The sequence below is a fragment of the Pseudonocardia halophobica genome (assembly GCF_027922425.1).
GTDB lineage: Bacteria > Actinomycetota > Actinomycetes > Mycobacteriales > Pseudonocardiaceae > Pseudonocardia > Pseudonocardia halophobica.
In genome coordinates this window covers 1-24,463 of the sequence record NZ_BSFQ01000062.1, presented here as the reverse complement: position 1 = coordinate 24,463, position 24,463 = coordinate 1, and the positions used below count along the sequence as shown (strand labels likewise).

The 24,463-nt window shown below is 74.2% G+C and carries 23 protein-coding genes; 5 read left to right on the top strand and 18 right to left on the bottom strand.

From position 1 onward, the window contains the following. Positions 1–98: 98 nt before the first annotated feature. Positions 99–1,331, bottom strand: a complete 1,233-nt coding sequence (locus PKE99_RS35860) for a winged helix-turn-helix domain-containing protein (protein WP_425566540.1) — start codon at positions 1,329–1,331, stop codon at positions 99–101. 32 nt (positions 1,332–1,363) lie between these two features. After that, the gene (locus tag PKE99_RS35855) at positions 1,364–2,323 is read right to left on the bottom strand and encodes an EamA family transporter (protein WP_037047083.1); all 960 of its coding nucleotides are present in this window, start codon (positions 2,321–2,323) and stop codon (positions 1,364–1,366) included. Between the two features lie 88 nt (positions 2,324–2,411). Here PKE99_RS35855 and PKE99_RS35850 point away from each other — a divergent pair, with 88 nt between their 5' ends. Beyond that, positions 2,412–2,939 (top strand): GNAT family N-acetyltransferase, encoded by a 528-nt coding sequence (locus PKE99_RS35850; protein ID WP_037047081.1) that lies wholly within the window; start codon positions 2,412–2,414, stop codon positions 2,937–2,939. A gap of 64 nt (positions 2,940–3,003) precedes the next feature. On the opposite strand, the gene dapB is transcribed toward PKE99_RS35850, so the two are convergent. Beyond that, positions 3,004–3,705 (bottom strand): 4-hydroxy-tetrahydrodipicolinate reductase, encoded by a 702-nt coding sequence (gene dapB / locus PKE99_RS35845; RefSeq protein WP_051737593.1) that lies wholly within the window; start codon positions 3,703–3,705, stop codon positions 3,004–3,006. Between the two features lie 53 nt (positions 3,706–3,758). Further along, entirely contained in the window at positions 3,759–4,772 is a 1,014-nt protein-coding gene (locus tag PKE99_RS35840) for an ABC transporter substrate-binding protein (protein ID WP_051737577.1), read from the bottom strand. 99 nt (positions 4,773–4,871) lie between these two features. On the opposite strand from PKE99_RS35840, the gene PKE99_RS35835 reads away from it, so the two are divergent. Next, positions 4,872–5,639, top strand: a complete 768-nt coding sequence (locus PKE99_RS35835) for a helix-turn-helix transcriptional regulator (RefSeq protein WP_051737576.1) — start codon at positions 4,872–4,874, stop codon at positions 5,637–5,639. A gap of 8 nt (positions 5,640–5,647) precedes the next feature. Here PKE99_RS35835 and PKE99_RS35830 read toward each other — a convergent pair whose 3' ends face one another. The 8 genes from PKE99_RS35830 to PKE99_RS35795 all read right to left on the bottom strand — a co-directional run bounded on the left by PKE99_RS35830 (position 5,648) and on the right by PKE99_RS35795 (position 13,826). Further along, positions 5,648–6,124 (bottom strand): DUF456 domain-containing protein, encoded by a 477-nt coding sequence (locus PKE99_RS35830; RefSeq protein ID WP_231498247.1) that lies wholly within the window; start codon positions 6,122–6,124, stop codon positions 5,648–5,650. A gap of 182 nt (positions 6,125–6,306) precedes the next feature. After that, the gene (locus PKE99_RS35825) at positions 6,307–7,608 is read right to left on the bottom strand and encodes a M16 family metallopeptidase (RefSeq protein WP_037047079.1); all 1,302 of its coding nucleotides are present in this window, start codon (positions 7,606–7,608) and stop codon (positions 6,307–6,309) included. Beyond that, the gene (locus PKE99_RS35820) at positions 7,605–9,857 is read right to left on the bottom strand and encodes a polyribonucleotide nucleotidyltransferase (protein WP_037047076.1); all 2,253 of its coding nucleotides are present in this window, start codon (positions 9,855–9,857) and stop codon (positions 7,605–7,607) included. The genes PKE99_RS35825 and PKE99_RS35820 overlap by 4 nt, the downstream gene beginning before the upstream one ends. A gap of 208 nt (positions 9,858–10,065) precedes the next feature. Next, positions 10,066–10,335, bottom strand: a complete 270-nt coding sequence (rpsO, locus tag PKE99_RS35815; protein WP_037047075.1) for a 30S ribosomal protein S15 — start codon at positions 10,333–10,335, stop codon at positions 10,066–10,068. Between the two features lie 244 nt (positions 10,336–10,579). Continuing rightward, the gene (locus PKE99_RS35810; RefSeq protein ID WP_156067673.1) at positions 10,580–11,185 is read right to left on the bottom strand and encodes a helix-turn-helix domain-containing protein; all 606 of its coding nucleotides are present in this window, start codon (positions 11,183–11,185) and stop codon (positions 10,580–10,582) included. Positions 11,186–11,310: 125 nt separating this feature from the next. Next, positions 11,311–12,237: a bifunctional riboflavin kinase/FAD synthetase gene (locus PKE99_RS35805; protein WP_037047190.1), complete on the bottom strand. Its 927-nt coding sequence runs from the start codon at positions 12,235–12,237 to the stop codon at positions 11,311–11,313. Positions 12,238–12,264: 27 nt separating this feature from the next. Next, the gene (gene truB / locus PKE99_RS35800) at positions 12,265–13,155 is read right to left on the bottom strand and encodes a tRNA pseudouridine(55) synthase TruB (protein ID WP_037047073.1); all 891 of its coding nucleotides are present in this window, start codon (positions 13,153–13,155) and stop codon (positions 12,265–12,267) included. Positions 13,156–13,166: 11 nt separating this feature from the next. After that, positions 13,167–13,826, bottom strand: coding sequence for a response regulator transcription factor (locus PKE99_RS35795; protein WP_037047072.1), 660 nt, complete (start codon positions 13,824–13,826; stop codon positions 13,167–13,169). 124 nt (positions 13,827–13,950) lie between these two features. Here PKE99_RS35795 and PKE99_RS35790 point away from each other — a divergent pair, with 124 nt between their 5' ends. Together PKE99_RS35790 and PKE99_RS35785 are read left to right on the top strand one after the other, a co-directional pair. Beyond that, positions 13,951–15,453: a cation:dicarboxylate symporter family transporter gene (locus PKE99_RS35790; RefSeq protein WP_081924203.1), complete on the top strand. Its 1,503-nt coding sequence runs from the start codon at positions 13,951–13,953 to the stop codon at positions 15,451–15,453. 13 nt (positions 15,454–15,466) lie between these two features. After that, positions 15,467–17,128: a sensor histidine kinase gene (locus PKE99_RS35785; RefSeq protein WP_051737574.1), complete on the top strand. Its 1,662-nt coding sequence runs from the start codon at positions 15,467–15,469 to the stop codon at positions 17,126–17,128. Here PKE99_RS35785 and PKE99_RS35780 read toward each other — a convergent pair. Next, positions 17,034–18,389: an MATE family efflux transporter gene (locus PKE99_RS35780; RefSeq protein WP_037047070.1), complete on the bottom strand. Its 1,356-nt coding sequence runs from the start codon at positions 18,387–18,389 to the stop codon at positions 17,034–17,036. The genes PKE99_RS35785 and PKE99_RS35780 overlap by 95 nt on opposite strands. A 175-nt stretch (positions 18,390–18,564) precedes the next feature. Here PKE99_RS35780 and PKE99_RS35775 point away from each other — a divergent pair, with 175 nt between their 5' ends. Next, positions 18,565–19,347, top strand: a complete 783-nt coding sequence (locus PKE99_RS35775) for a GNAT family N-acetyltransferase (protein ID WP_156067672.1) — start codon at positions 18,565–18,567, stop codon at positions 19,345–19,347. On the opposite strand, the gene PKE99_RS35770 is transcribed toward PKE99_RS35775, so the two are convergent. From PKE99_RS35770 to infB, 5 genes are all read right to left on the bottom strand, one after another. After that, entirely contained in the window at positions 19,320–19,874 is a 555-nt protein-coding gene (locus PKE99_RS35770) for a class I SAM-dependent methyltransferase (protein ID WP_037047186.1), read from the bottom strand. The two genes, PKE99_RS35775 and PKE99_RS35770, sit on opposite strands and share 28 nt — an antisense overlap. Positions 19,875–20,061: 187 nt before the next feature. Next, positions 20,062–21,066, bottom strand: a complete 1,005-nt coding sequence (locus tag PKE99_RS35765; protein WP_037047185.1) for a DHH family phosphoesterase — start codon at positions 21,064–21,066, stop codon at positions 20,062–20,064. A gap of 70 nt (positions 21,067–21,136) precedes the next feature. Continuing rightward, positions 21,137–21,604 carry a 30S ribosome-binding factor RbfA gene (gene rbfA, locus PKE99_RS35760; RefSeq protein WP_037047066.1) on the bottom strand — a complete coding sequence of 156 codons (468 nt, stop codon included), beginning with the start codon at positions 21,602–21,604 and terminating at the stop codon, positions 21,137–21,139. 69 nt (positions 21,605–21,673) lie between these two features. Continuing rightward, the gene (locus tag PKE99_RS35755) at positions 21,674–21,967 is read right to left on the bottom strand and encodes a DUF503 domain-containing protein (RefSeq protein WP_037047065.1); all 294 of its coding nucleotides are present in this window, start codon (positions 21,965–21,967) and stop codon (positions 21,674–21,676) included. 54 nt (positions 21,968–22,021) lie between these two features. Next, positions 22,022–24,463 (bottom strand): translation initiation factor IF-2 (infB, locus tag PKE99_RS35750; protein WP_271214965.1); only part of this gene is annotated, 2,442 nt, incomplete at its 5' end.

The following is a 24,463-nucleotide window of genomic DNA, read 5'->3' as shown; positions in this document are numbered from 1 at the left end:
GCGACGACGGCCAGCCAGGTACGACGACGGCGGCGCATCCGGCAGGCCCGGGCGCGCAGCCGTCGCGTCCCGCCCGAGGCGCCGGCCCGCCGCACCACTCACCCCACCGCCCCGGCCAGCGCGCCCGCGAGATCACCCCGCTCCCCCACGACCACTCCCTCGAGCCCGAGCCACTCCGCCATGTGCCGCAGCTCCGCGGCCAGCTCCGCCGCCACCCGCCGCGCCTCCGCGCCCGGCTCGGCGAACGCGCCCTGCACCCGGAGGACCCCGGCGGCCCGGTCCGACTTGAGGTCCACCCGGCCGACGAGCTCGCCGTCGAGCAGGAACGGGAAGACGTAGTAGCCGAACTCGCGCTTCGGCTCGGGCACGTAGATCTCGATGCGGTACCGGAAGCCGAAGATCCGCTCGGTGCGCTCGCGCTCCCAGATCAGCGGGTCGAAGGGACACAGCAGCGCCCGCCCCTCGATCCGCCGCGGCACGCTCGCTTCCGGCGCACGGTACGCCGGCGCCCGCCAGCCGCGCACCGCCACCGGTTCCAGCTCCCCCGCCTCCACCAGCTCCTCGACCGCCCGGCGGCTCTCCGCGGGCCCGAGCCGGTAGTAGTCCCGCAGGTCCGGCTCGGTCGCGATCCCCAGCGCCCGGGCCGCCCGCCGCACGAGCCCGCGCGCGGCCTCGCCGTGGTCCATCGGGTGGGCGGCGAGCACTGCCGACGGCAGCACCCGCTCGGGGAGGTCGTAGAGCCGCTGGAAGTTGACCCGGGTGCCCGTGGTGAGCGCGCCGAGGCCGAACAGGTACTCGCAGATGCGCTTCACGTCGGACCGCTCCCACCACGACACCCCCGGCGGCCGCGGCTTCCCCGCCGCGCCGCCCAGCGCCGTCTCCAGGGCGCCCGCGCCGACCGGGCCCAGCTCCTTGACCGCGGCCAGCACGTCGTCGACCAGGGCGGGTTCGCGGTCGGCGAGCTGCGCGTAGTGCCGCCACCAGCCCGGCCGCTTGGCCCCGGACAGCAGCAGCGGCCAGTCCTCGACCGGCAGCAGGCTCGCCTCGTGCGCCCAGTACTCGACCATCAGCCGGGGGCGGCGCGCGGTGTGGTGCCAGGCCGCCCCGTCGAGCAGGTCGTGCGGGTAGGCGCCGAGCCGGCTGAAGACCGGCATGTAGTGCGCCCGGACCGCGACGTTCACCGAGTCGAGCTGCAGGAGCTGGGTCCGGCCGAGGACACGCTGCAGGTGCCGCCGGGTCACCGGGCCCGGCGGCCGGGGTTCCGCGAAACCCTGCGCCGCGAGCGCGGTGCGGCGCGCGACGTCGGCCGAGATCGTCCTCACGAGGGGCATGCTGCCAGGACGCACCGACACTTTCCGGACGGTCAGCGGGCCGGCGGCGGATCCGGGACCGGTTCGGCCGTGAACTCGTCCGCGGCCCCGGCCGGCCTGCGTTCCGCCCGCACCACCAGCACGACCGCGACCAGCACGATCAGCCCGCCCAGCGCCTGCAGGAGGGTGAACCGCTCCTCGACCAGCAGGACGCCGAGCACGACCGCGATCACCGGGTTGACGTACGCGTAGGTCGCGACCGTGGACACCGGGAGCCCCCGCAGCGCGATCGCGTAGGCGCTGAACCCGCCCAGCGTGGCCAGCGCGGCGGCCGCCCAGACCCACCAGGTGGCTGCGGGGAGCGCACCGAGGTCGATCCGTCCGCCCGCGGCGCCGCCGACCCCGATCATGATCAGTCCGCCGGTGACCATCTGCACCGTGGCCAGCGCAAACGGGTTCGGCGGGACCGGCAGCCTGGTCGTCGCGTAGGTGCCCGAGGCCCAGCCCAGGCCGGCCAGCACGACCAGCCACGGCCCCCAGGACGCGCTCCCGGCCGTGCCGCCGGAGCCCGGGCCGGCCAGCACCAGCACCCCGAGCCCGACGAGCCCGACCAGCACCCCGATCAGGGTCGCCGGGCTGGGCCGGTCCCCGAAGATCGTGCGCAGCACGGCGATGTAGAGCGGCACGACCGCCAGCAGCAGCGCCGCGAGCCCCGACGGGATCTGCGTCTGCGCGACGGCGACCAGGCCGTTGCCCCACGCGGGCAGGAGGAGCCCGGAGAGCATCGTCGTGAGCAGTTGCGGCCGGGTCATCCGCAGTCCGCGCGGCCCGGACACCGCCAGGACCAGCAGGCCGAGCGCGGCCCCGGCCGACAGGAACCGGAAGCCGCCGGCCAGCAGCGGCGTGACGTGCGTGATCAGCAGCCGGTTGAGCAGATAGATCGAGCCCCAGAGCAGGTAGACGAGCGAGAGCGCCACCCACGCCGTCCGGCCGCCGGACGGACGATCGTTCACATCCCCGCACGCTGCCATGCCGGGCCGGGCCGGGCCAACCCCGCGGCCGGTGTCCGGCGTCACCCCGGCACCCGGTACGAATGTCCGCATGGCCCTCGCCTCGGTCCGCCCCGCCGTCGACGCGGACGTCGACGAGATCGTCCGCATCCAGGCCGGGACCTGGCGGATGGCGTACGCCGGGATCCTCCCCGACGCCGCGCTCGACCGGCTGACCAGCGACGACGCCCGGCGGGCCTGGCAGGACGCGGTCGCGGCCGGAGATCCGTTCCACGTGTTCGTGGCGCTCGAGGGCGACTGGACGGTCGGCTTCTGCGCGGCGGCGCACTACGCCGGGCAGGACGGGCTGGCGATCGCGGAGATCAGCGCGCTGCTCGTCGAGCCCCGGTGGGGCCGGCGCGGACACGGCGGGCGGCTGCTCGCCGTCGCCGGGGCCGCCCTGCGCCGGTCCGGCTCGGAACGGGGCCGCGTGTGGGTGCCCGAGGCGGACACGGCCTCGCGCGCCTTCTACACCCGCGCCGGCTGGGCCGCCGACGGCGCCGTGCGGACACTCGACACCGGCGACGGCACCGTGCGCGAGGTCCGGCACACCGGCCCGTTGGACCTCGAGCTGACCTGACGGGCGACGGTGCAGGTCAGGCGGGGTCGTGAGTGCCGAGTGACCCTCTAGGGGCAGTCGGCACTCACAGGCCGAGGAGGGGTTCCAGGCCGAAGGTCAGGCCGGGGCGGCCGGGCACCGCGCGGATCGCCATCAGCACGCCCGGCATGAACGAGGCCCGGTTCATCGAGTCGTGCCGGATCGTCAGCACCTCTCCCGCGCCGCCGAGGATGACCTCCTGGTGGGCGACCATCCCGGGCATCCGGACGGCGTGCACGTGGACGCCGTCGACCGCCGCCCCGCGGGCGCCGAGCGGGTCGCTGGTGGTGGCGTCGGGCACCGGGCCGAGCCCGGCGGCGGCCCGCGCCTCGGCGACCAGCGACGCCGTGCGGGCGGCGGTGCCGGACGGGGCGTCGACCTTCTTCTCGTGGTGCAGCTCCACGATCTCGGCCGACTCGAAGAACCGCGCGGCCTGCGCGGCGAAGTGCATGGCCAGCACGGCCCCGACGCCGAAGTTCGGGGCGATCAGCACGCCCTGGCCCGGCTTGTCGGCGAGCCAGCCGCGGACCGTGTCGAGCCGCTCGGCGTCGAACCCCGACACCCCGACCACGGCGTGCTGCCCCTGGTCGAGGACGTGCTCCAGGTTGTCCATGACGACGTCCGGCCGGGTCAGGTCGACCACGACCTCGGCGCCGTCCGCGGCGGAGATCGGGTCGGCCGAGCCGACCTCCGCCACGAGCTCCATGTCGTCGGCGCCGCGCACCGCCGCGCACGCCTCGGAGCCCATGCGCCCCTTCGCCCCCAGCACCGCCACCCGGATCGCACTCACGAGCGTGAACTCTAGGCGGCGGGCCTGGTCCCCGGGTTGCCGGCCAGCGCGGCGTCGAGCTGCGGGACGAGGTGGTCGAGCACGTACGGCAGCGACAGCGGGCTGGAGAAGTAGATCGCCCCGGCCAGCGTGGCGTCGGTGAAGACCAGGTTCCCGTTCTGCACCGGCGTGAGCGTCCGGTAGAGCGGCTGCGCCTCGAGCTCGGTCCGGGCCGACGCCTCCTCGGTCGCCCAGATCAGGACCTTGCCGGCGTTGAGCACGCCGAGGTTCTCGATCGGGATGTAGGCCTGCGTCGAGTCGCCCTCCGGCGCGAAGCGGTCGATCTCGGCGGGCACGGTGAAGCCGAGGTCAGTGAGGAACGCGGTCGACAGGCCGTTCTGGTAGGCGATCGCGCTGCCGTCGTAGTACGGGGCCTGCAGGAAGATCGCGGGGGTGCCGGCGAAGCCGGGGTGTGCGGCGGCCGTGTCGGCGAACCGCTTCTTGATGCCGTCGACCAGCGCGTTCGCCTCGTCCGGCTTGCCGATCGCGGCCCCGATCAGGCGGGCCTGCGCGTCCCACGGCGCGAACCAGGCGCTGCCGCCCTTCGGCTGCGCGACCGTCGGGGCGATGGCGGCGAGCCGGTCGTACTGCGCCCGGTCGAGGCCCGCGTTGGTCGCGACGATGAGGTCCGGGCGTTGCGCGGCGATCTTCTCGTAGTCCGGACCGTCCTTCGCGGTGAGCACGGTCGGGGTGGCGGAGCCCAGCTTCTCCTTCGCCCACGGCCAGGTCGCGTAGGGCTGGTCGCCGTACCAGTCGGTCACGGCGACAGGGGTGACACCGAGCGCCAGCAGGGTGTCCTGCTCGGTGTACCCGGCACTGACCACCCGCTGCGGGGCCGCGGGCACGGTCGTCGTGCCGAACTCGTGTTCGACGGACACCGGGAAGGCCGCCTGCGGGGCCGCGCCCGGCGCGGACGTCGGCGGGGTGGACGAGCAGCCCGCGGCCAGCACGAACACGGCGGCGAGCAGGAGGGAACGGGGGCGCACACGGTCTCCACAGGGGTCGTCGATCAGCGTCGGTGAGGCTAACCTCAGTTCGATCCGGTCGACACCAGCTCAGCGTTCAACCCACCCCACGGAGCCGTCATGACGCTCGCGGTCGAGTCACCGCCCTACGAGGGCCACGAGGGCGACGCGGAACGCGACATGTGGATCTGCCGGTTCGCGCCGGACGAACCCGGCGCCTGGGGGCCGCACCGCCACCACCAGCACCAGATCGCGTGGGTCAGCGAGGGCCTGACGACGGCGGTGGTCGGCTCCCGCACCTGGGTGCTGCCCCCGACCCGGGCCCTGTTCCTCCCGGCGCACCTGCCGCACGACCTCGTCAACCGGCCGCCGTCGGCGTTGCACTGCCTGTACGTGTGGCCGCACACGTGCCCGCTCGAGTGGACCGAACCGACGGTCGTCCCGGTCGGGCCGCTGCTGCGCGAGCTGCTGCTGGCGCTGGCCGGGCCGGAGCTGTCGACCGTGGAGGAGTCGGCCCGCGCCCTGTTCTTCGGGCTGGTCGGGGCGGTGCCGGACCCCGGCGTCGCGGTGCCGCTGCCCGCCGACCGGCGCGCCCGGGCCGTGGCGGCGCGGTTGTCCGCGACCCCCGCGGACCCGCGGTCGCTGGAGGACTGGGCCGTCGAGCTGGGCACGAGCGTGAGCACACTGCGGCGGGCGTTCGCCGTGGGGACCGGGATGACCTTCACGGACTGGCGCACGCAGGTGCGGCTGCGGGCGTCGCTCCCCCTGCTGGCCGACGGGTTGCCGGTCGCGGGGGTCGCGCGACGCGTGGGCTACGGCTCGCTCAACGGGTACGTCGACGCCTTCCGCCGCCACTTCGGGCACACCCCGGCGGCGCACTTCCGCTAGCGGCGGTCTCAGGCCAGGACCAGGCCGGTGATCCAGGCGGCGACCATGAGCAGGCCCGCGGCGAGCTCGATGAGCATGCTCCAGCCGACGGCCGAGAGGGCGTGCTTCGTCGACGGCCAGGCCTTCGCGGAGCTGCGCAGCCGGGCGAGTTCGGCGAGGTAGACGCCCAGCACGAAGCCGACGAACAGCCCGACGACCGGGATCACGAAGAAGCCCACGACCCCCAGCACACCGCCCGCGAGCAGGCTCCGGCCGGGGACGCCGGCGTCGCGCAGCCGCTTGCCGGGCACCAGGAACTTCGCCAGCGACCCGACGACCAGCAGTCCGCCCGCGATACCGAGGACCCACCAGCCGAGGGCGTCGCCCCGCGGGACGGCCCACACGGCCACGCCGGCCAGGATCACGATCAGCCCGGGCAGCACCTGGACGACGACCCCCACCAGGCCGACCAGGATCAGCAGTCCCGCGACCAGCGCCGTCACCACGCCGCCGACCCTACCGAGATCACCCCGCGAGTCGGCACCTCCGGGTCACCGAGTCGCACATTCCGGCCGACGGGGATGTGCAGTTCGGACGCCTGAAACTGCCGACTCGCGGTGCCGGAACTCCCGACTCGCGGTGCCGGAACTCCCGACTCGCGGGGCCGGAACTCCCGACTCGCGGGATGTCAGGCGAGGTCGTGGAGGGCGGCGGGGAGGTCGTCGACCGCGTCATAGGGGCCGACGACGGCGGCGGTGAGGTCCTGCGCCAGCAGCTCGGCGGCGAGGTCGGCGACCTGGACCGGGGTCACGGCGTCGATCCGCGCGAGGCTCTCGGTGATGCTGCGCTGCCGCCCGTGGTCGAGCTCGGAGCGGCCGAGGCGGTTCATCCGCGACGCCGTGTCCTCCAGCCCCAGCACCGTGCCGCCGCGCAGCGAGCCCTTGGCCCGCACCACCTCGGACTCGGTGAGCCCGTCGGCGGCGACGCCGGCCAGCACGTCCCGCACCACCGCGACGACCTCCCCGAGCCGCTCCGGTGCGCACCCGGCGTAGACCGAGAAGGTGCCGGCGTCGGCGTAGCAGGCCTGCGCCGAGTACACCTGGTAGGCCAGCCCGCGCTGCTCGCGGACCTGCTGGAACAGGCGCGACGACAATCCACCGCCGAGCGCGGCGTTGAGCACCGCGAGGACCGGGCGGCGCGGGTCGTGCCGGTCCAGCCCGGGCACGCCCAGCAGCAGGTGTGCCTGCTCGGAGTCGTCCGTGCGCAGGGCGAGGGCCTTGCGGGCGGGCAGGCGTCCGCCGCCGGCCGGGCGCGGACCGACGGGGGCGAGCTCCGGGCCGTCGCCCAGCGCCTTCGCGGCCAGGTCGGCGACGTGCCCGTGGTCGAGGTTGCCCGCGGCCGCGACGACCATCCGCGGCGTGGTGTACTCGCCGCGCCAGAAGTCGTGCAGCGTCTCGCGGCTCATCCCGCGGATCGACTCCTCGGAGCCGATCACGGGGCGGCCGAGCGGGTGCGTGCCGAAGATCGTCTCGTCGAAGAGCTCGCCGAGCAGGTCCTCGGGATCGTCGTCGCGCATGGCGATCTCCTCGAGGACCACCCCGCGCTCCAGCTCGACGTCCGTGTGCGCGAGCTCGGCGTTGGTCACGACGTCCGCGAGGACGTCGAGCGCCAGCGGCACGTCCTCGTCGAGGACGTGCGCGTAGTAGCAGGTGTGCTCCTTGGCGGTGAACGCGTTGAGCTCGCCGCCGACCGCGTCCATCTCCTCGGCGATCCCCTGCGCGGTGCGCCGCCCGGTGCCCTTGAACAGCAGGTGCTCGAGGTAGTGGGCCGCCCCGGCCTGGTCCGGGCGCTCGTCCCGGGAGCCGATCGCGATCCAGACGCCCAGCGCGACGGACCGCACGCCGGGCACCTGCTCGGTGAGCACGCGAACGCCCCCGGGCAGCTCGGTGCGAGCCACCCCGGGGGCGTTCGGGTGCGACGTGCTGGTCAGCTGGAGACCTCGGCCGGCTCGGCCTTGTCCTCCGCCGGCGCGTCGGCCGGGGCGCTGTCGTCGCCCGCGACCTCCTCCTGCACCGGGATCAGGCTGATCTTGCCGCGGTTGTCGATGTCGGTGACCTCGACGCGGATCTTGTCGCCGACCTTGACGACGTCCTCGACCTTGCCGATCCGCTTCCCGTTGCCGAGCTTCGAGATGTGGACCAGGCCGTCCTTGCCCGGGACCAGCGAGACGAAGGCGCCGAAGGCGGCGGTCTTGACGACCGTGCCCAGGAACCGCTCGCCGATCTTCGGCAGCTGCGGGTTGGCGATGGCGTTGATCATGCCGATCGCCTCCTCCGCGGACGGGCCGTCGGCCGCGCCGACGTAGATCGTGCCGTCGTCCTCGATGGAGATGTCCGCGCCGGTCTTCTCCGTGATCGAGTTGATCATCTTGCCCTTCGGGCCGATGACCTCGCCGATCTTGTCGACGGGCACCTTGATCGCGGTGACCCGCGGCGCGTAGGTGCTCATCTCGTCCGGCCCGTCGATCGCCTCGCCGAGCACCTCGAGGATGGTCAGGCGGGCGTCCTTGGCCTGGTTCAGCGCGGCCGCCAGGACCTCGGACGGGATGCCGTCGAGCTTCGTGTCCAGCTGCAGCGCGGTGACGAACTCGCTGGTACCGGCGACCTTGAAGTCCATGTCGCCGAACGCGTCCTCGGCGCCCAGGATGTCGGTGAGCGCGACGTACTGGGTCGCGCCCTCGACGGTGTCGGACACCAGGCCCATCGCAATCCCCGCGACCGGGGCCTTCAGCGGCACACCGGCGTTGAACAGCGACATCGTGGACGCGCAGACCGAGCCCATCGACGTGGAGCCGTTGGAACCGAGCGCCTCGGACACCTGGCGGATCGCGTAGGGGAACTCCTCGCGCGTGGGCAGCACGGGCAGCAGGGCCCGCTCGGCCAGCGCGCCGTGGCCGATCTCGCGGCGCTTCGGCGAGCCCACCCGGCCGGTCTCACCGGTCGAGTACGGCGGGAAGTTGTAGTGGTGCAGGTAGCGCTTGTGCGTCTCCGGCCCCAGCGAGTCGATCTGCTGCTCCATGCGCAGCATGTTCAGCGTGGTGACACCCATGATCTGGGTCTCGCCGCGCTCGAACAGTGCCGAGCCGTGTGCCCGCGGGACGACCTCGACCTCGGCCGAGAGCGGCCGGATGTCGGTCAGGCCGCGGCCGTCGATGCGGACCTTCTCCTTGAGGATCCGCTGGCGCACGAGCTTCTTGTTCAGCGACCGGAACGCGGCGCCGAGCTCCTTCTCGCGGCCCTCGAACTGCCCGCCGAGGGACTCGAGCACCGAGAGCTTGACCTCGTCGGTCTTCGCCTCGCGCTCCTGCTTCGGGCCGATCGCCAGCGCGGCGGCCAGGTCGGCGCTCGCGGCCTTCTCGACGGCCTCGAACGCGTCCGGCTGGTAGGCCGGGTACGTCGGGTAGTCGCGGGTCGGCTTGGCGGCGACCTCGGCCAGCTGCTGCTGGGCCACGCACAGGCTGCGGATGAACGGCTTGGCCGCCTCCAGGCCCTGCGCCACGACCTCCTCGGTGGGCGCCTGCGCGCCACCGGCGACGAGCTCGATCGTCTCGGTGGTGGCCTCGGCCTCCACCATCATGATCGCGACGTCGTCACCGACGATGCGGCCCGCGACGACCATGTCGAACACGGCCCGCTGCAGGTCCTCGTGCTGCGGGAACGCGATCCACTGGCCGTCGATCAGCGCGACGCGGACGCCGCCGATCGGGCCGGAGAAAGGCAGGCCGGCGAGCTGCGTCGAGGCGGAGGCCGCATTGATCGCGAGGGCGTCGTACGGGTCCTGCGGGTCCAGCGACATCACGGTGACGACGATCTGGATCTCGTTGCGCAGGCCGTCGACGAACGACGGGCGCAGCGGCCGGTCGATCAGGCGGCAGGTCAGGATCGCGTCGGTGCCGGGACGGCCCTCGCGGCGGAAGAACGAGCCGGGGATCTTGCCGATCGCGTACATCCGCTCCTCGACGTCCACCGTGAGGGGGAAGAAGTCGAAGTGCTCCTTGGGCTGCTTCGACGCCGTGGTGGCGGACAGCAGCATGGTCTCGTCGTCCAGGTAGGCGACGACGGATCCGGCGGCCTGGCGCGCGAGGCGCCCGGTCTCGAACCGGATGGTGCGGGAGCCGAAGCTCCCGTTGTCGATCACTGCGGTCGTCTCGTGGACGCCGTCGTTCTCGAGGTCTGACATGAAGTGGTGTCTCTCCTTCGTGAAGAGCCTGTGCCACCTCGCCGGATCCTCCGCGGAGCCGGTCTTCGATCGAAGCCCCCGGAGTCTTCTCTCCGGGGACCACTACCGAGGACCGGCGGATCATGGGGCGCGGTGACGGAAGTGGGTCGTTCTTCAGTTGTGCGCCGGGCAGCCGGGGCGGCTCACGCCGCCCCGGCCCCGGACCGGGTCAGCGGCGCAGGCCCAGGCGCTCGATGAGCGAGCGGTAGCGCTGCACGTCGACCGACGCCAGGTACTTCAGCAGGCGGCGGCGGCGGCCGACCATGAGGAGCAGGCCGCGGCGGGAGTGGTGGTCGTGCTTGTGCTGCTTGAGGTGCTCGGTCAGGTCGCTGATGCGCTTGGTGAGCAGCGCGACCTGCGCCTCCGGCGAGCCGGTGTCGCCCTCGTGGACGCCGTACTCGTCGAGGATGGTCTTCTTGTCTGCGGCGGTGAGTGCCACTGCGGTGGTGCTCCTTCGTGTGGTGACGTCCGTGGGGCCCGCGCCCGGGCCACGCGCTCGCCGTGGTGGGCGACCGCGTCGGGGCGGGAAGCTGGTCGCGGCCGCCACGGACTGCAGCCGGACCCGGGGAAGAGGCTACCAGCGCGGCCCTCCCCACCTCCGGGTACCCGCCGATCGTCGCCGGTCAGGGTGGGTGACGGGTGTGCCGTGCGTGTCTGCTGTGGTCATCGGGGGGAATGCTCGCTCACCGGGTGGCGGCGGCGCGGCGGAGGAGGGCGGCGAGCTCGGGGAACGTCGCGGCGAGGGTCGACGCCGCGGCGACCAGCTGCGCCGGCCCGGCGACCCGGCGCAGCGCCTCGACCGCGAGCAGGGCGGGATCGCGGCGAGGGTCGGGGTGCAGGACCGGTCGGCCGGACCGCGGCCCGGCGCCGGGGTGGACGGCCGGGATCGGGCCGCGGCTCGTCGACGGGTGCCGTCGCGACAGCGGGCCGACGGGTGCGGCGGACGTGCCGTGGCTCGCCTCGACCGGCCGGGCGAGCAGCGCCGCCCACTCCGGGGAGGCGGTGCGCACCTCGTCGAGCAGGGCGGAGACGTCCTCCGGCGCGACGGGCCCGGCCGCGCACCGCCCGTCGAGCAGGAGCAGGCGGGCGAGGACGGCCGGATCGCCGATCTTCACGCGCTTGGCGCTGACCAGCTGTGACAGCATCGCCGGGCTCATCCCGAGCGTCGCGGCCAGCGTGCCCTGCGTGATCCCGAGGACCCGCAGCATCCGGTGCACCCGCTCGGCGAGCGGGGTCCCGTACAGCGCCCGCTGTCGCTCCCGGTTCTCGGCGAGCCTGTCGATCTCCACGCCCGGATGCTGGCAGGTGGACACCCCTTCCCGGGGCGGAACGCGAGAACTCGGCACCGGGAACCGCGCAGGCCCCACCCGAGACAGGGCCCGCCGGACTGCCACCCCCGCGAGCCCGAGGGCACTCAGACCCCCAGCAGCTCCCGCGTCCGCTCGACGTCGGCGTTCATCTGCTCGACGAGCGGGTCGATGCCGTCGAACCGCTCCTGGCCGCGGAGGCGGTGGGCGAACTCGATGCCGACCTCGTAACCGTAGAAGTCCTCGTCGACGTCGAGGACGTACGCCTCGACCGTGCGGACCTTGCCGGAGAAGGTCGGGTTGGAGCCGACCGACACCGCCGCGGGCAGCCGCCGCTCGCCCAGCAGGAACCAGCCCGCGTAGACGCCGTCGGCGGGCAGGGCGGTGTGCACCGCGCAGGCGACGTTGGCGGTGGGAAAGCCCAGCTCGCGGCCGCGCTTGTCGCCGTGCACCACCACGCCGTCGACCCGGTGGAGGCGGCCGAGCGCGGCGGCGGCGGCCTCCATGTCGCCCGCGTCGATGCACGAGCGGATGTAGGTGGAGGAGAACGTGACGCCGTCGTCCGTGATCAGGTCCAGCGCCTCGACCTGGAAGCCGAACCGGGTGCCCAGCTCGTGCAGGGTGCCGATGTCGCCGGCCGCCTTGTAGCCGAAGGTGAAGTTGGTGCCCACGACCACGACGGCGGCGTGCAGCGTGTCGACCAGCACCTCGTGCGCGAACTCGGCGGGCTTCATGTGCGCGAGCTCGGCGGTGAAGGGGATGACGCAGAACGCGTCCGCCCCCGCCTCCTCGACGAGGTCGGCGCGCCGCTCGAGGGTGGTCAGCGCGGCGGGGTGCGAGCCGGGGCGGACCAGTTCCGCGGGATGCGGGTCGAAGGTGACGACGACGCTGCGCAGACCGCGTTCCCGGCCCCGGGCGACCGCCCGCTCGATCAGCTGCCGGTGCCCGCGGTGCACGCCGTCGAAGACCCCGATGGTCACGACACTGCGGCCCCACCCCGACGGCACGGCCTCGAGTCCACGCCACCGCTCCACGATCGCCACCCTACGGAACCCGCCTGCTCACGAGCCCGCCGGGGCGAGCACCACGACCGGCTTCGCCGCGCCCCCGGAGTCGGCCATGAGGGCGAGCACGCGGCCGTCGGGCGCGAACACGCCGTAGGTGCCGGTCAGACCCGCCGCGGGCAGCCGCTTGCCGTGCGAGACGTCCGTGGCGCCGCCGGCGTCGACGTCCAGGCGGGGGAAGGCGGTCGCCACGGCCGCGTCGAGGTCGAGCGACAGCCCGGGCGCGGCCTCCAGCTCCTCCAGCGTGCGCGCGTGCCCGAGGTCGAACGGCCCGACCCGGGTGCGCCGCAACGCCGTCAGGTGCCCGCCCACGCCCAGCGCCGCGCCCAGGTCCCGGGCCAGCGCCCGCACATAGGTCCCGGACGAGCACGACACGACCACGTCGAGGTCCGCGCCGCGGCGCTCGAGCAGCTCGAACTCCGAGACCGTCACCGGTCGCGCCGGGATCTCCACGGTCTCCCCCGCCCGCACCCGTGCGTAGGCCCGCTTCCCGTCGATCTTGATCGCGCTGACCGAGGACGGGACCTGCAGGATCTCGCCGGTCAGCGCCGCCATGGCCGAGGCGATCGCCCCGTCCCCGACCCCCGAGGCATCGGCCGTCGACACGATCTCGCCCTCGGCGTCGTCCGTGGTCGTGGCGGCGCCGAGCCGGATCGTCGCGGTGTAGGCCTTGGTGTCGAGCGCGAGGTGCCCGAGCAGCTTGGTGCCCCGCTCGACCCCGCACACCAGCACGCCGGTGGCCATCGGGTCGAGGGTGCCGGCGTGCCCGACCTTGCGGGTGCGCAGGATGCGTCGCAGCCGCGCGACCACGTCGTGCGAGGTGAGACCGCCGGGCTTGTCGACGATCACGAGACCGGGGTCGGGGGCGGGGCCGGAACGTGCGGGCACGGCGGGTGAGGTTACTTGCCCAGCCGGTACCCCACGCCGCGTGCCGTCACGATCACCTCCGGCCGGCCCAGCTTGGACCGCACCAGCGCCACGTGCGCCTCCAGGGTGCGGCGCGCGGAGGAGTCGGTGGTCCCCCACACCTCGTCGAGCAGCTCGTCCCGCGCGACGACGGCGCCCTCGCGGCGGGCGAGCGCCGCGAGCAGGTCGAACTCCTTGCGCGCCAACCCGACCTCGGCGCCGGCGACGGTGACCGCGCGGCGGGCGAGGTCGATCTCCACGTCCCCGGCGACGACGGCGGGCGCCACCCCGAGCCCGCGCGTGCGGCGCAGCACGGCGTCGATCCGGGCCAGCAGCTCCTCGACGAGGAACGGCTTGACGATGTAGTCGTCCGCCCCGTTGCGCAGCCCGCTGACCCGCGCCTCCACGGCCCCGCGGCCGGTCACCGCGAGGATCGGCACCCGCGAGACCGCCCGGATGCCGCGGCACACGCCGATCCCGTCCCGGTCCGGCAGTCCCATGTCGAGGAGCACGACGTCCGGTTCGGACTCGCGCACCGCCGCGAGCGCCGCGGCCCCGCTGGTCACGTGCCGCACGCGGAAGCCCGCGGTGCCGAGCGCCTTCGCCATGGCACCGCCGAGGACCTCGTCGTCCTCGACCAGAAGTGCGCGCACCGTCCGGTTGCTCCCATCCTGCGGAACCTCAAGCCCGGCCCAATTATGGACGCCTACGCCCTGACATGGCGCCGGTCACGTTCCTAGCGTGCTCCCCGGCACCGGACGTCGAGGAGGACGACACGTGACAACAACCGAAGCCGCACCTCGAAAGCGCTTCTTCACCCAGCTCTGGTTCTGGGTCATCGTCGGCATCGTCCTCGGTGTGGTGTTCGGGCTCGTGGCGCCCGACGCCGCCAAGGGCGCCAAGTGGCTCGCCGACGGCTTCATCCAGATGATCAAGGTGATCGTGGCGCCGGTGATCTTCTGCACCGTCGTCGTGGGCATCGCGTCGATCGGCAACCTCGCCCGCGCCGGCGGGCTCGCCCTCAAGGCGCTCTTCTACTTCCTGGTCGCGACGGTCGTCGCGCTGACGATCGGCCTGCTCGCGGCGAACATCTTCGCGCCGGGCTCCGGGTTCAGCGGCCAGCCGTCCGCGACCGCGCTGGAGTCGGCCGCCAAGCAGGTCGACCAGGGCTCCCAGGACGCCGGGCTGACCGGCTTCATCCTCAACGACCTGCTCCCGACCAGCTTCCTCGGCCCGTTCGTCGAGAACGAGGTCCTGCGCGTGCTGGTGCTGGCGATCCTCACCGCCTGCTCGGTGTCGCTGCTGGCCGCGCCGCTGCGCAAGCGGGTCGTCGGCTCGATCGAGACGATCTCCAAGGTCATCTTCGGCATCATCAAGCTGATCATGTGGGCCGCGCCGGTCGCCGCGTTCGGCGGCATGGCCTACACCGTCGCCCAGTTCGGCGCCTCGTCGCTGACCAACCTCGTCAAGCTGATGGGCGTCTTCTGGGGGACCTGCGCGTTCTTCGTCGTCGCGGTGCTCGGGCTCGTGTCCTGGTGGGCCGGGTTCAACATCCTCAAGGTCATCCGGCTGATCAAGGACGAGCTGCTGATCATCGTCGGCACCTCGTCGTCGGAGTCGGTGCTGCCGCGGCTGCTCACCAAGCTGGAGGCGGCGGGCGCGTCGAAGCAGACCGTCGGCCTGGTCATCCCGACCGGCTACTCGTTCAACCTCGACGGCACCTGCATCTACCTGACCCTGGGTGCGCTGTTCATCATCCAGGCGGGCAACGAGTCCCTGCCGATCGCCCTGCAGATCGGCCTCGCCCTGCTCATGGTCCTGACGTCGAAGGGCGCCGCGGGCATCACCGGCGCCGGCCTGGTCACCCTGGCCGCGTCGCTGCAGGCCTTCGGCGGCGAGTTCTTCTCGGCCGAGGCGATCGCCGTCGGCATCGCGCTGATCATCGGCATCGACCGGGTGATGAGCGAGGGCCGGGCGCTGACCAACTGCATCGGCAACGTCGTGGCCACCCTGGTCATCGCCCGCTGGAACGGGGAGCTCGACCGCGAGCGGCTGAAGGCGGTGCTCGACGACCCGTCGCTGGTCGACGAGGCCATGGAGCTGGAGCACGGCTCGGGGGCCGAGGAGGACGAGTCCGAGAAGGAGCTGGCGGCGGTCGGCGCCGGCGGCGGCTACGAGGTCGCCACCGAGCGCACCGGCCGGGTCACCAGCACCGGCAAGACCCTGCCGCCCACCGGACGGACCGAGGAGAGCAGCGAGACCCACGAGACCGTCCGGTAGCACAATCACCGGCGTGTCCCCCCGACCCCGCCGCGGTTCCCGCCTCGTCAGCCGGCTGCTCCTGCTGCAGCTCGTGACGGTGCTGGTGACCGTCGGCGGGGTCGCGGCGTTGGGGGTGTTCGGGGCCCGCGAGCTCGAGTCCGCCGCGGCGGCCCGGCTCACCCTGGCGACCGCGCAGTCCGTGGCCGGCGACCCGGCCGTGGTGGCGGCGGTCGCGGCCGGGGGCGACCCGTTGGGCGTCTCCCGGACCCTGCAGCCCCTGGCCGAGCGGGTACGGGTCGCGACCGGCACCGCCTTCGTCGTGATCATGACCCCCGACGGCGTGCGGTACAGCCACGCCGAGCCGGACCGGATCGGCGGGGTGTACGTCGGCTCGATCGCCGAGGCCCGCGCCGGCCGGGCCTACACCGAGGACTACCCCGGCACCCTCGGGCCGTCCGTCCGGACCGTGGTCCCGGTGACCGACCGGGGCCAGGTCGTCGGGCTGGTGTCGGTGGGTGTGCTGGAGACCCGGATCAGCGCGCTGGTGGCGCGCGAGCTGCCGTGGATCCTCGCCGTGGCCGCGGGGGCGGTGGCGCTCGGGGCGTTCCTCGCCTGGCTGCTGGCCCGGCGCGTGCGGCGGCAGACGCTCGGCCTGGAGCCCGAGGAGATCGCCGCGGCCTACACCCACCACGACGCCGTCCTGCGGGCCGTGCGCGAGGGCCTGATGGTGCTCGACCGGGACGGCCGGGTCGTGGTGCTCAACGCCGAGGCGCGGCGGCTGCTCGGCTTCACCCCGGACGAACCCGTGGAGGGACGACGGCTGGTCGAGCTGGGCGTGGACCCCGCGCTGCGGGCGGTCACCCGGCTGGCCACCGGCGGCGTCGAGGACGTCCGGGACACCCTCACGCTGGCCGGCGAGCGCGTCCTGCTGCTCTCCCGCACCGCCGCCGGGCCGCGCGCCGGCGACGGCACCCGCGTCGTCACGCTGCGGGACCGCACGGAGCTGTCGGGGGTGCTGCGCGAGCGCGACGCCGCCCGGGACCGGGCCCGGGCGCTCGCCGGGCAGGCCCACGAGTTCGCCAACCGCATGCAGACCGTGCTCACCCTCGTGCAGCTCGGCGACACCGACGACGCGCTGCGGGCCGGCACCGCGGCCGTCGACCGGGCGCGCGGGCCGGTGCTCGACACCGTGCACGACCCGGTGCTGGCCGCGCTGCTCACCGACAAGGCGTGGACCGCGAGCGAGCGCGGGATCGCGTTCACCGTGCACGACGAGACCGACGACCCCGTCCCCCTCGGCCCGGACGACCTCGTCTCGCTCGTCGGCAACCTCGTCGACAACGCCCTCGACGCCGCGGAGGGCTCGCCCGACCCGTGGGTGGAGGTGCACCTCGCCGACGGCGTGCTCGAGGTCGCCGACTCCGGGCCGGGCATCCCGCCCGAGGCCGCCGACGACGTGTTCGAGCACGGGTTCTCCACCAAGGAGGCCCGGCCGGACCGGCCGCGCGGGATCGGGCTGGCGCTGGTCGCCCGGATCGTCCGCCGCCTCGGCGGGTCGGTCGAGGTGGTGCCGCGCGACCCCGGGACGCTCTTCCGGGTCAGCCTGCCTGCGGGTCCGACGCCGGACCCAGCACCGCGCCCGGCACCGCCCAGCGTCCCGACCGCGTCCGCAGGCCCACCGCCACGAACCTGATCAGCATGAACAGCGACAGGCCGGTCCAGATCCCGACCAGCCCCCAGCCCGCGACGAGCGAGATCCAGATCAGCGGGAGGAAGCCGGCGACGGCCGCGAGCAGGGTCGTGGTGCGCAGGAACGCGGCGTCGCCCGCGCCGAGCAGCACGCCGTCGATCGCGAACACCACGCCGGCCACGGGTTGCAGCGCGACGAAGAACCACCAGGCCTCCGGGATCGTGTCCAGGGTGGCCGCGTCGCCGGTGAACAGGCCGGGCAGCACCGGGTAGAGCGCGGCGAACACGACCGCGAACACCACGCCGAGGATCAGCCCGTACCGGATCACCTGCGCCGCCACGCCCTTCGCGTGCTCGGCGCCGCCCCCACCCAGCGCGGCGCCGACGAGGGCCTGCGCGGCGATCGCGACAGCGTCGAGCACGAGGGCCTGGAAGTTCCACAGCTGCAGCACGACCTGGTGCGCGGCCACCGCCGACGCCCCGAACCGCGCCGCCACCGCCGTGGCCGACAGGAAGCAGATCTGGAAGCCCGCGGTGCGCAGGATCAGGTCGCGGCCCATGGACAGCTGCGCGCGGATCAGGGGCAGCCGCGGGAGTAGGGACACCTCCGGGTGCGCCTTCTTCTCCCGGCCGAGCGCGACCAGGAACAGCCCGGCGACGACGACCTGCGCCGCCACGTTCGCGACGGCCGAGCCCTCCAGGCCCCACCCCAGCCCGTGGACCAGCACCGGGCAGAGCACGGCGGACAGCCCGTTGCCGGCCAGGACATAGCGCAGCGGGCGGGCGGTGTCCTGCACACCGCGCATCCAGCCGTTCCCGGCGAGCGTGACCAGGATCAGCGGTGCCCCGAACGGCGCGATGCGCAGCCAGCCGACGGCGGCGTCGGCGACCGCGCCGCCGTCGCCCAGGGCGTTCGCGACCGGTCGCGCGACGAGCTGGCCGACGCCGAGCACCAGCAGCCCGACGGCGAGCGCCACCCACGTGGCCTGCACGCCCTCGCCGACCGCCTCGGGTCGCCGGCCCGCGCCGTGCAGCCGGGCCGAGCGGGCGGTGGTGCCGTAGGACAGGAAGTTCAGGGCGGTGGTGACCTGCGCGAACAGCACGCCCGCGACGGCCAGCCCGGCGAGCGGCACCGCCCCCAGTCGCCCGACGACGGCGGTGTCGACCAGCACGTACAACGGCTCCGCGGCCAGCACGGGCAAGGCCTGCACCGCGAGCCGGAGGACCTGCCGGGCGGGCACCCCCTCGTGATCGGGCGAACTCACCGGCCCATGGTTTCACAGCGCACCGACAGCGCCCGCCGGCCGACGCCCGCGTTCGGGTTCGCGTTGCGGATCCCTACCGCGCTCGTCGGCTCTACCCTTCCGGGATGCCGCAGCCCGGCATGTCGACCGAGCACGTTCCGCGTCTACCCGCTGGAGCAGGGCGATGAGCGCCGAGATGAGCACGGAGACGGACGCACCGGTCACCGGCTGGGAGGACACCACCCCCTCCGGCGACTCGCTGACCCTCGCCGCGATGCGGGCCATGAGCGACCGGGCCGCGGCGTGGGCGGAGGCCGCCGGCGGCACCGTGCGCCGCGTCGGCGGGCTCCTGGTCGCCGACGCGCTGTCCCCCTGCGTGTTCCTCAACGCGGCGCTGTCCGCGGGGCCGGTGGACCTCGCTATGGCGCGCGCCGCGGACGTCGGGCCCGAGCGGCCCTGCCTGCTCATCACCCCGCACCCCACGCCGGACCTGCGATCCGCCGGGCTGCAGCTCATGGGGTGTCCGCACTTCATGGTGCGGCCCGCGGGCGGGGCCGCCCCGCCGCCGCCGCGGGACGTCACGGTGACCGAGGTGCACGACCCCGCCGGCCTCGCCGAGTGGGCCGCCGTGCTGGCGGCCGGATTCCCCACGCCCGCCTCGCCCGCCCCGGCCGCCCTGCTGGGCGGGCCGGCACGGTTCTGGCTGGCGTACGCCGACGGCACGCCGGTCGCGACCGCGCTGTCCTGGGCCGGGCACGGGGTGGTCGACGTGGAGTGCGTGGCCACCCTGCCGGAGCACCGCGGCCGCGGCATCGGCGCGGCCGTGACCTGGGCGGCCACACTGGCCGACCCGGCCCTGCCCGCCGCGCTGATCTCCAGCGACGACGGGCACGGCGTCTACCGGGCGATGGGGTACCTGCCCGTCTCGCGCTGGACGCTCTGGTACCGGCCTCAGGCCCGCGGCCGGCGGCAGACGTAGGCGTACGCGGGGGGCAGGTTGCGCCAGACCGTCCGGCTGACCACGACCTCGTCGAACACCTCCGACAGCATCCGGCGGAAGCGGCGGGCCGTGGTCATCGGCGCGGTGTGGGTGTAGGCGAAGGTCGCGAAGGCGCCGGTCGGACCGATCGCCGTGGCGACCTGGTCGAGGATGGCGCGCTGGGTGGCCCCGCCGAACAGCGACCAGGGCAGCCCGCTCACCACCGCGTCGACACGGGGCACCGAGCGCGCGGCGAGCAGTCCGGTGAGGTGCTCGGCGTCGCCGTCGACGACCTCCATGTCCGGACGGGTCCGGCGCAGGTAGGCGGCCAGGCGGGGGTCGAGCTCCACGGCGAGGTGCCGCGCGCCGGTCGGCAGCCGCTCGGCGATGGCCGCGGACACCGACCCGGTGCCCGGCCCCAGCTCGACGACGGTCGGTGCGCCGTGGGTGGGGACCACCGAGGCCAGCAGGTCGGCCAGTCTCGGCGAGCTCGGGGCCACGGCCCCGATCTGGCCCGGGCTGCGCACCGCGGCTGCCAGGAACGCGCGCCGCGGACCGGCGGCGAGCGGCGGTGCGGGGCAGGTCGGGATGCTCCCGGCCACGCCACCCCGGGGGGTGGACGGGGCGGGGAGGGCGGGCTCAGCAGTCAAGTCGTCCTCCTCGTCGGGCCCGAGGGTACGCACCCCACCCTGAGAACGCGGTGAACGTGAGGTATCACGTTCGTCCGGATCGTCCCCGCGTCGCCAGTGCGGTCCGGATCGCCGCGAGGACCTCGTCCCGGGTCCCGTCGACCGTGAACCCGGCCGCCCGCGGATGACCGCCGCCACCGAGCCCGACGGCCACCGCCGCGACGTCGACCGCGCCCCGCGAGCGCAGCGACACGGTCCAGCGGGTCTCGCCGACCTGCTTGAGGACCACGGTGACCTCGGCCTCGACGGCGGTGCGGACGTGGTCGACCACGCTCTCGACCTCCTCGGGCCGGAAGCGCCGGACGACGTCGAGCGGCACGGTGGCGTGCACCGTCGCCCGCCCGGCCGGTACACCCGTCTCCAGCTCGGCGGCGGCGAGGATCCCGCCGAGCGCGCCCAGCCAGGCGAAGGGGTGCGAGTCGACGAGCCCGCGCATCAGCGGCTCGACGTCCACCCCCACCTCGACCAGCTCGGCGGCCAGCAGGTGCGGGCCCGGCCCGCCGATCCGGAAGCCGACGGTGTCCGTGGCCAGCCCCGCGTAGAGGCAGCGGCCGATCTCCGCGTCCAGCGGCGTGCCGAGCTCGGCGAGGATGCGCCGGACCAGCATCACGGTCGCCTCGGCCCGCGGGTCGAGCACGCGCACGCTGCCGAAACCGGGATTCGAGGCGTGGTGGTCGACCAGGACCGACCGGTCGGCGGCGTCGATCCGCCCGGCGAGCACGCCGAGCCGGTGCTGGTCGGCGGTGTCGCACGCGACCACGACCTCCGGTGCCTCCGGCACGGCCGACGCCGGGACCAGCAGGCCCGCGGAGTCGAGCGCGCGCAGGGACTCGGGCGCGGACTCGTCCCCGCCACGCACGCCGAAGGACACCCGCACCGACTTGCCGCGCCGGTGCAGCGCCAGTCCGAGCGCGAGGGCGCTGCCCAGGGTGTCGGCGTCGGGCGACACGTGCCCGAGGACGACGATCTCCTCCGCCTCGCGCAGGACGGCGGCGGCGTCGCGCACCGCCAGGGTGACCGCGCGGTCGATCGCGGCGTCGGCGTCGACCCGGTCGTCCGGGCCCAACGCCGCGAACCGGGGTTGCGCGGTCACCGGGTGCTCACTCCTCCCCGGCCGCGGCGGACCCGGGGTCCTCCTCGCGCGGCGCGCGGTACGGATCGGCGTCGCCGGCGTGCCGGGCGCCGGCGGCCAGCCGGGCGACCTCGGCGTCGGACGCGCGGGTGCGGGCGAGCAGCTCCTCCATCCGGCGGGCCTCCTCCGGGACCTCGTCGGCGACGAAGGCCAGGCTCGGGGTGTGCCGGACACCGGTCTGGCGGCCGACCATCGTGCGCAGCACGCCCTTGGCGCTCTCGAGCGCGGCGGCGGCCCCCGCGCCGTCGGGCGCCTCGTCGACCGTGCGGCCGAGCACCGTGTAGTACACGGTGGCCTCGCGCAGGTCCCCGGTGACCCGGGTGTCGGTGATGGTCACCATCGCCAGGCGCGGGTCCTTCACCTCGTGCTCGAGCGCCCCGGCGACGATCTGCGAGATCCGCTTCGCCAACCGGCGGGCGCGGGCCTGGTCCACCATGACGCGCTCCTCCCTGCGAGTCGTGCACGGCGACCGTCGACGGGTCGAGGATCTCCGCTCACGCGCCGTTCAATCCTCCGGCCCCAGCATCCGGTGCCGGGCCGACAGCAGTTCCAGCTCGGGGCGGGCGGCCACGAGCCGCTCGCACGAGTCCAGCACGTCCGTGACGTGCCGGGGGTCCGCGGCGACGCAGGACACCCCGATCAGGGCACGGCGGTGCAGGTCCAGGTGCCCCGCCTCGGCGGCGGACACCGCGAAGCGCCGCCGCAGCTCGGCCACGACGGGCCGCACGGCGGAGCGCTTCTGCTTGAGCGAGTGGACGTCCCCGAGCAGGACGTCCAGCTCCAGTGCTCCTACGTACATGTCACCTGCGCGACGGCGCGGCCGGTGGGGTACCGACCGCGCCGCCGAGTTCGATCACGCGCGGGGCTTCTCCCGCATCTCGAAGGTCTCGATCACGTCGTCGACCTTGATGTCGCTGTACGTGCCCAGGGTGAGACCGCACTCGAAGCCCTCGCGGACCTCGACCACGTCGTCCTTGAAGCGGCGCAGCGAGCTGATCGGCAGGTTCTCCGCGATGACCACCGAGTCGCGCAGCAGCCGCCCGCGGGCGTTGCGGCGAATCTCGCCGTTCATCACGAGGCAACCGGCGATCGTGCCGAACTTGGAGGACTTGAAGACCTCGCGGACCTCCGCGCGGCCGAGCTCGACCTCCTCGTACTCGGGCTTGAGCATGCCCTTCAGGGCCTGCTCGATCTCCTCGATCGCCTGGTAGATCACCGAGTAGTAGCGGATCTCCACGCCCTCGCGGTTGGCCAGCTCCGTGGCCTTGCCCTCGGCACGGACGTTGAAGCCCATGACGATGACGTTGTCCGCGATGGCGAGGTTGATGTCGCCCTCGGTGATGCCACCGACGCCGCGGTGGATCACCCGCAGGTCGACGTCCTCACCCACGTCCAGCTTCATCAGGGCGTCCTCGAGGGCCTCGACGGTACCCGAGTTGTCACCCTTGATGATCAGGTTGAGGGTGCTGGTCTCCTTCAGCGCGGCGTCGAGGTCCTCGAGCGACACGCGCTTGCGGCGGCTGGCCAGCTCGGCGTTGCGCTCGCGCGCCCGCCGGCGGTCCGCGATCTGCCGGGCCACCCGGTCCTCGTCGACGACGAGGAACGTGTCGCCCGCACCCGGGACCGAGGTCAGACCGATGACCTGCACCGGACGCGACGGGAGCGCCTCGGTGACGTCCGCGCCGTGCTCGTCGACCATCCGCCGGACGCGCCCGGAGGCGTCGCCCGCGACGATCGAGTCGCCGACCCGCAGCGTGCCGCGCTGGACCAGCACGGTCGCGACGGGGCCGCGGCCACGGTCGAGGTGACCCTCGATGGTGACGCCCTGGGCCTCCATGTCCGGGTTGGCCCGGAGGTCCAGCGCCGCGTCCGCGGTGAGCAGGATCGCCTCGAGCAGCTGCTCGATGTTCGTCCCCTGCTTCGCGGAGATGTCGACGAACATCGTGTCGCCGCCGTACTCCTCCGCGACCAGGTTGTACTCGGTCAGCTGCTGGCGGATCTTCGCCGGGTTGGCGCCCTCGACGTCGATCTTGTTCACCGCGACCACGATCGGCACGTCGGCCGCCTGGGCGTGGTTGATCGCCTCGACCGTCTGGGGCATGACGCCGTCGTCCGCCGCGACCACGATCACCGCGATGTCCGTGGACTTCGCCCCGCGGGCACGCATGGCGGTGAACGCCTCGTGACCCGGGGTGTCGATGAAGGTGATCGGCCGCTCGATGCCCTCCAGCTCCGTCTGCACCTGGTAGGCGCCGATGTGCTGGGTGATGCCGCCGGCCTCGCCCTCGCGGACGTTCGCCTTGCGGATCGTGTCGAGCAGGCGGGTCTTACCGTGGTCGACGTGACCCATGATGGTCACGACCGGCGGCCGGACGACCCAGTCCTCCTCGTCGCCCTCGTCGCCGAAGGAGATGTCGAAGCTGTCGAGCAGCTCGCGGTCCTCCTCCTCCGGGCTGACGACCTGGACGTTGTAGTTCATCTCGGTGCCGAGCATCTCGAGGATCTCGTCCGCGACCGAGGCCGTGGCCGTGACCATCTCGCCCAGGTGGAACAGCACCTGGACCAGCGACGCCGGGTTGGCGTTGATCTTCTCGGCGAAGTCCGTCAGCGACGCGCCGCGCGGCAGCCGGATCGTCTCGCCCTGGCCCTTGGGCAGGCGGACGCCGCCCACCGAGGGGGCCTGCATCGAGTCGAACTCCTGGCGCTTCTGCCGCTTCGACTTGCGGCCCTTGCGGGCCGGACCGCCGGGACGACCGAAGGCACCCGCGGTGCCGCCGCGGCCACGACCGCCGCCGCCACCGGGACGACCGCGGAAGCCGCCGCCCGCCGGGGCACCGCCGCCACCGCCACCGGGGCCACCGCCACCGGGACGGAAGCCGCCGCCACCGCCGCCGGGACGACCGCCCGGACCACCCGGACGTCCGCCGGGGCCACCACGACCGCCGCCGGGACCACCACGCCCACCGGGCGCGGGACGACCACCCGCCGGACGGGCGGGCATCATGCCGGGGTTCGGCCGCGGGGGCATGTTGCCCGGGTTCGGCCGCGGGCCACCGCGACCGGCCTCACCGGAGCGCTGCGGCGGGCGGGGCCCACCGGCGCCGGGACCGGGACGCGGCGCGCCGCCGCCACCGGGACGACCCTCGCCCTGCTGGCCACCGCCACCCTGCTGGGGCGGCGGGCCGGGACGCGGGGCGGCCGGGCGCGGCGGGGCGCCCGAGCCGACGCCGAACGGGTTGTTGCCGACGCGCGGCTGGCGCGGGCCGTCACCGGGCACACCGGATCGTCGCCGGAG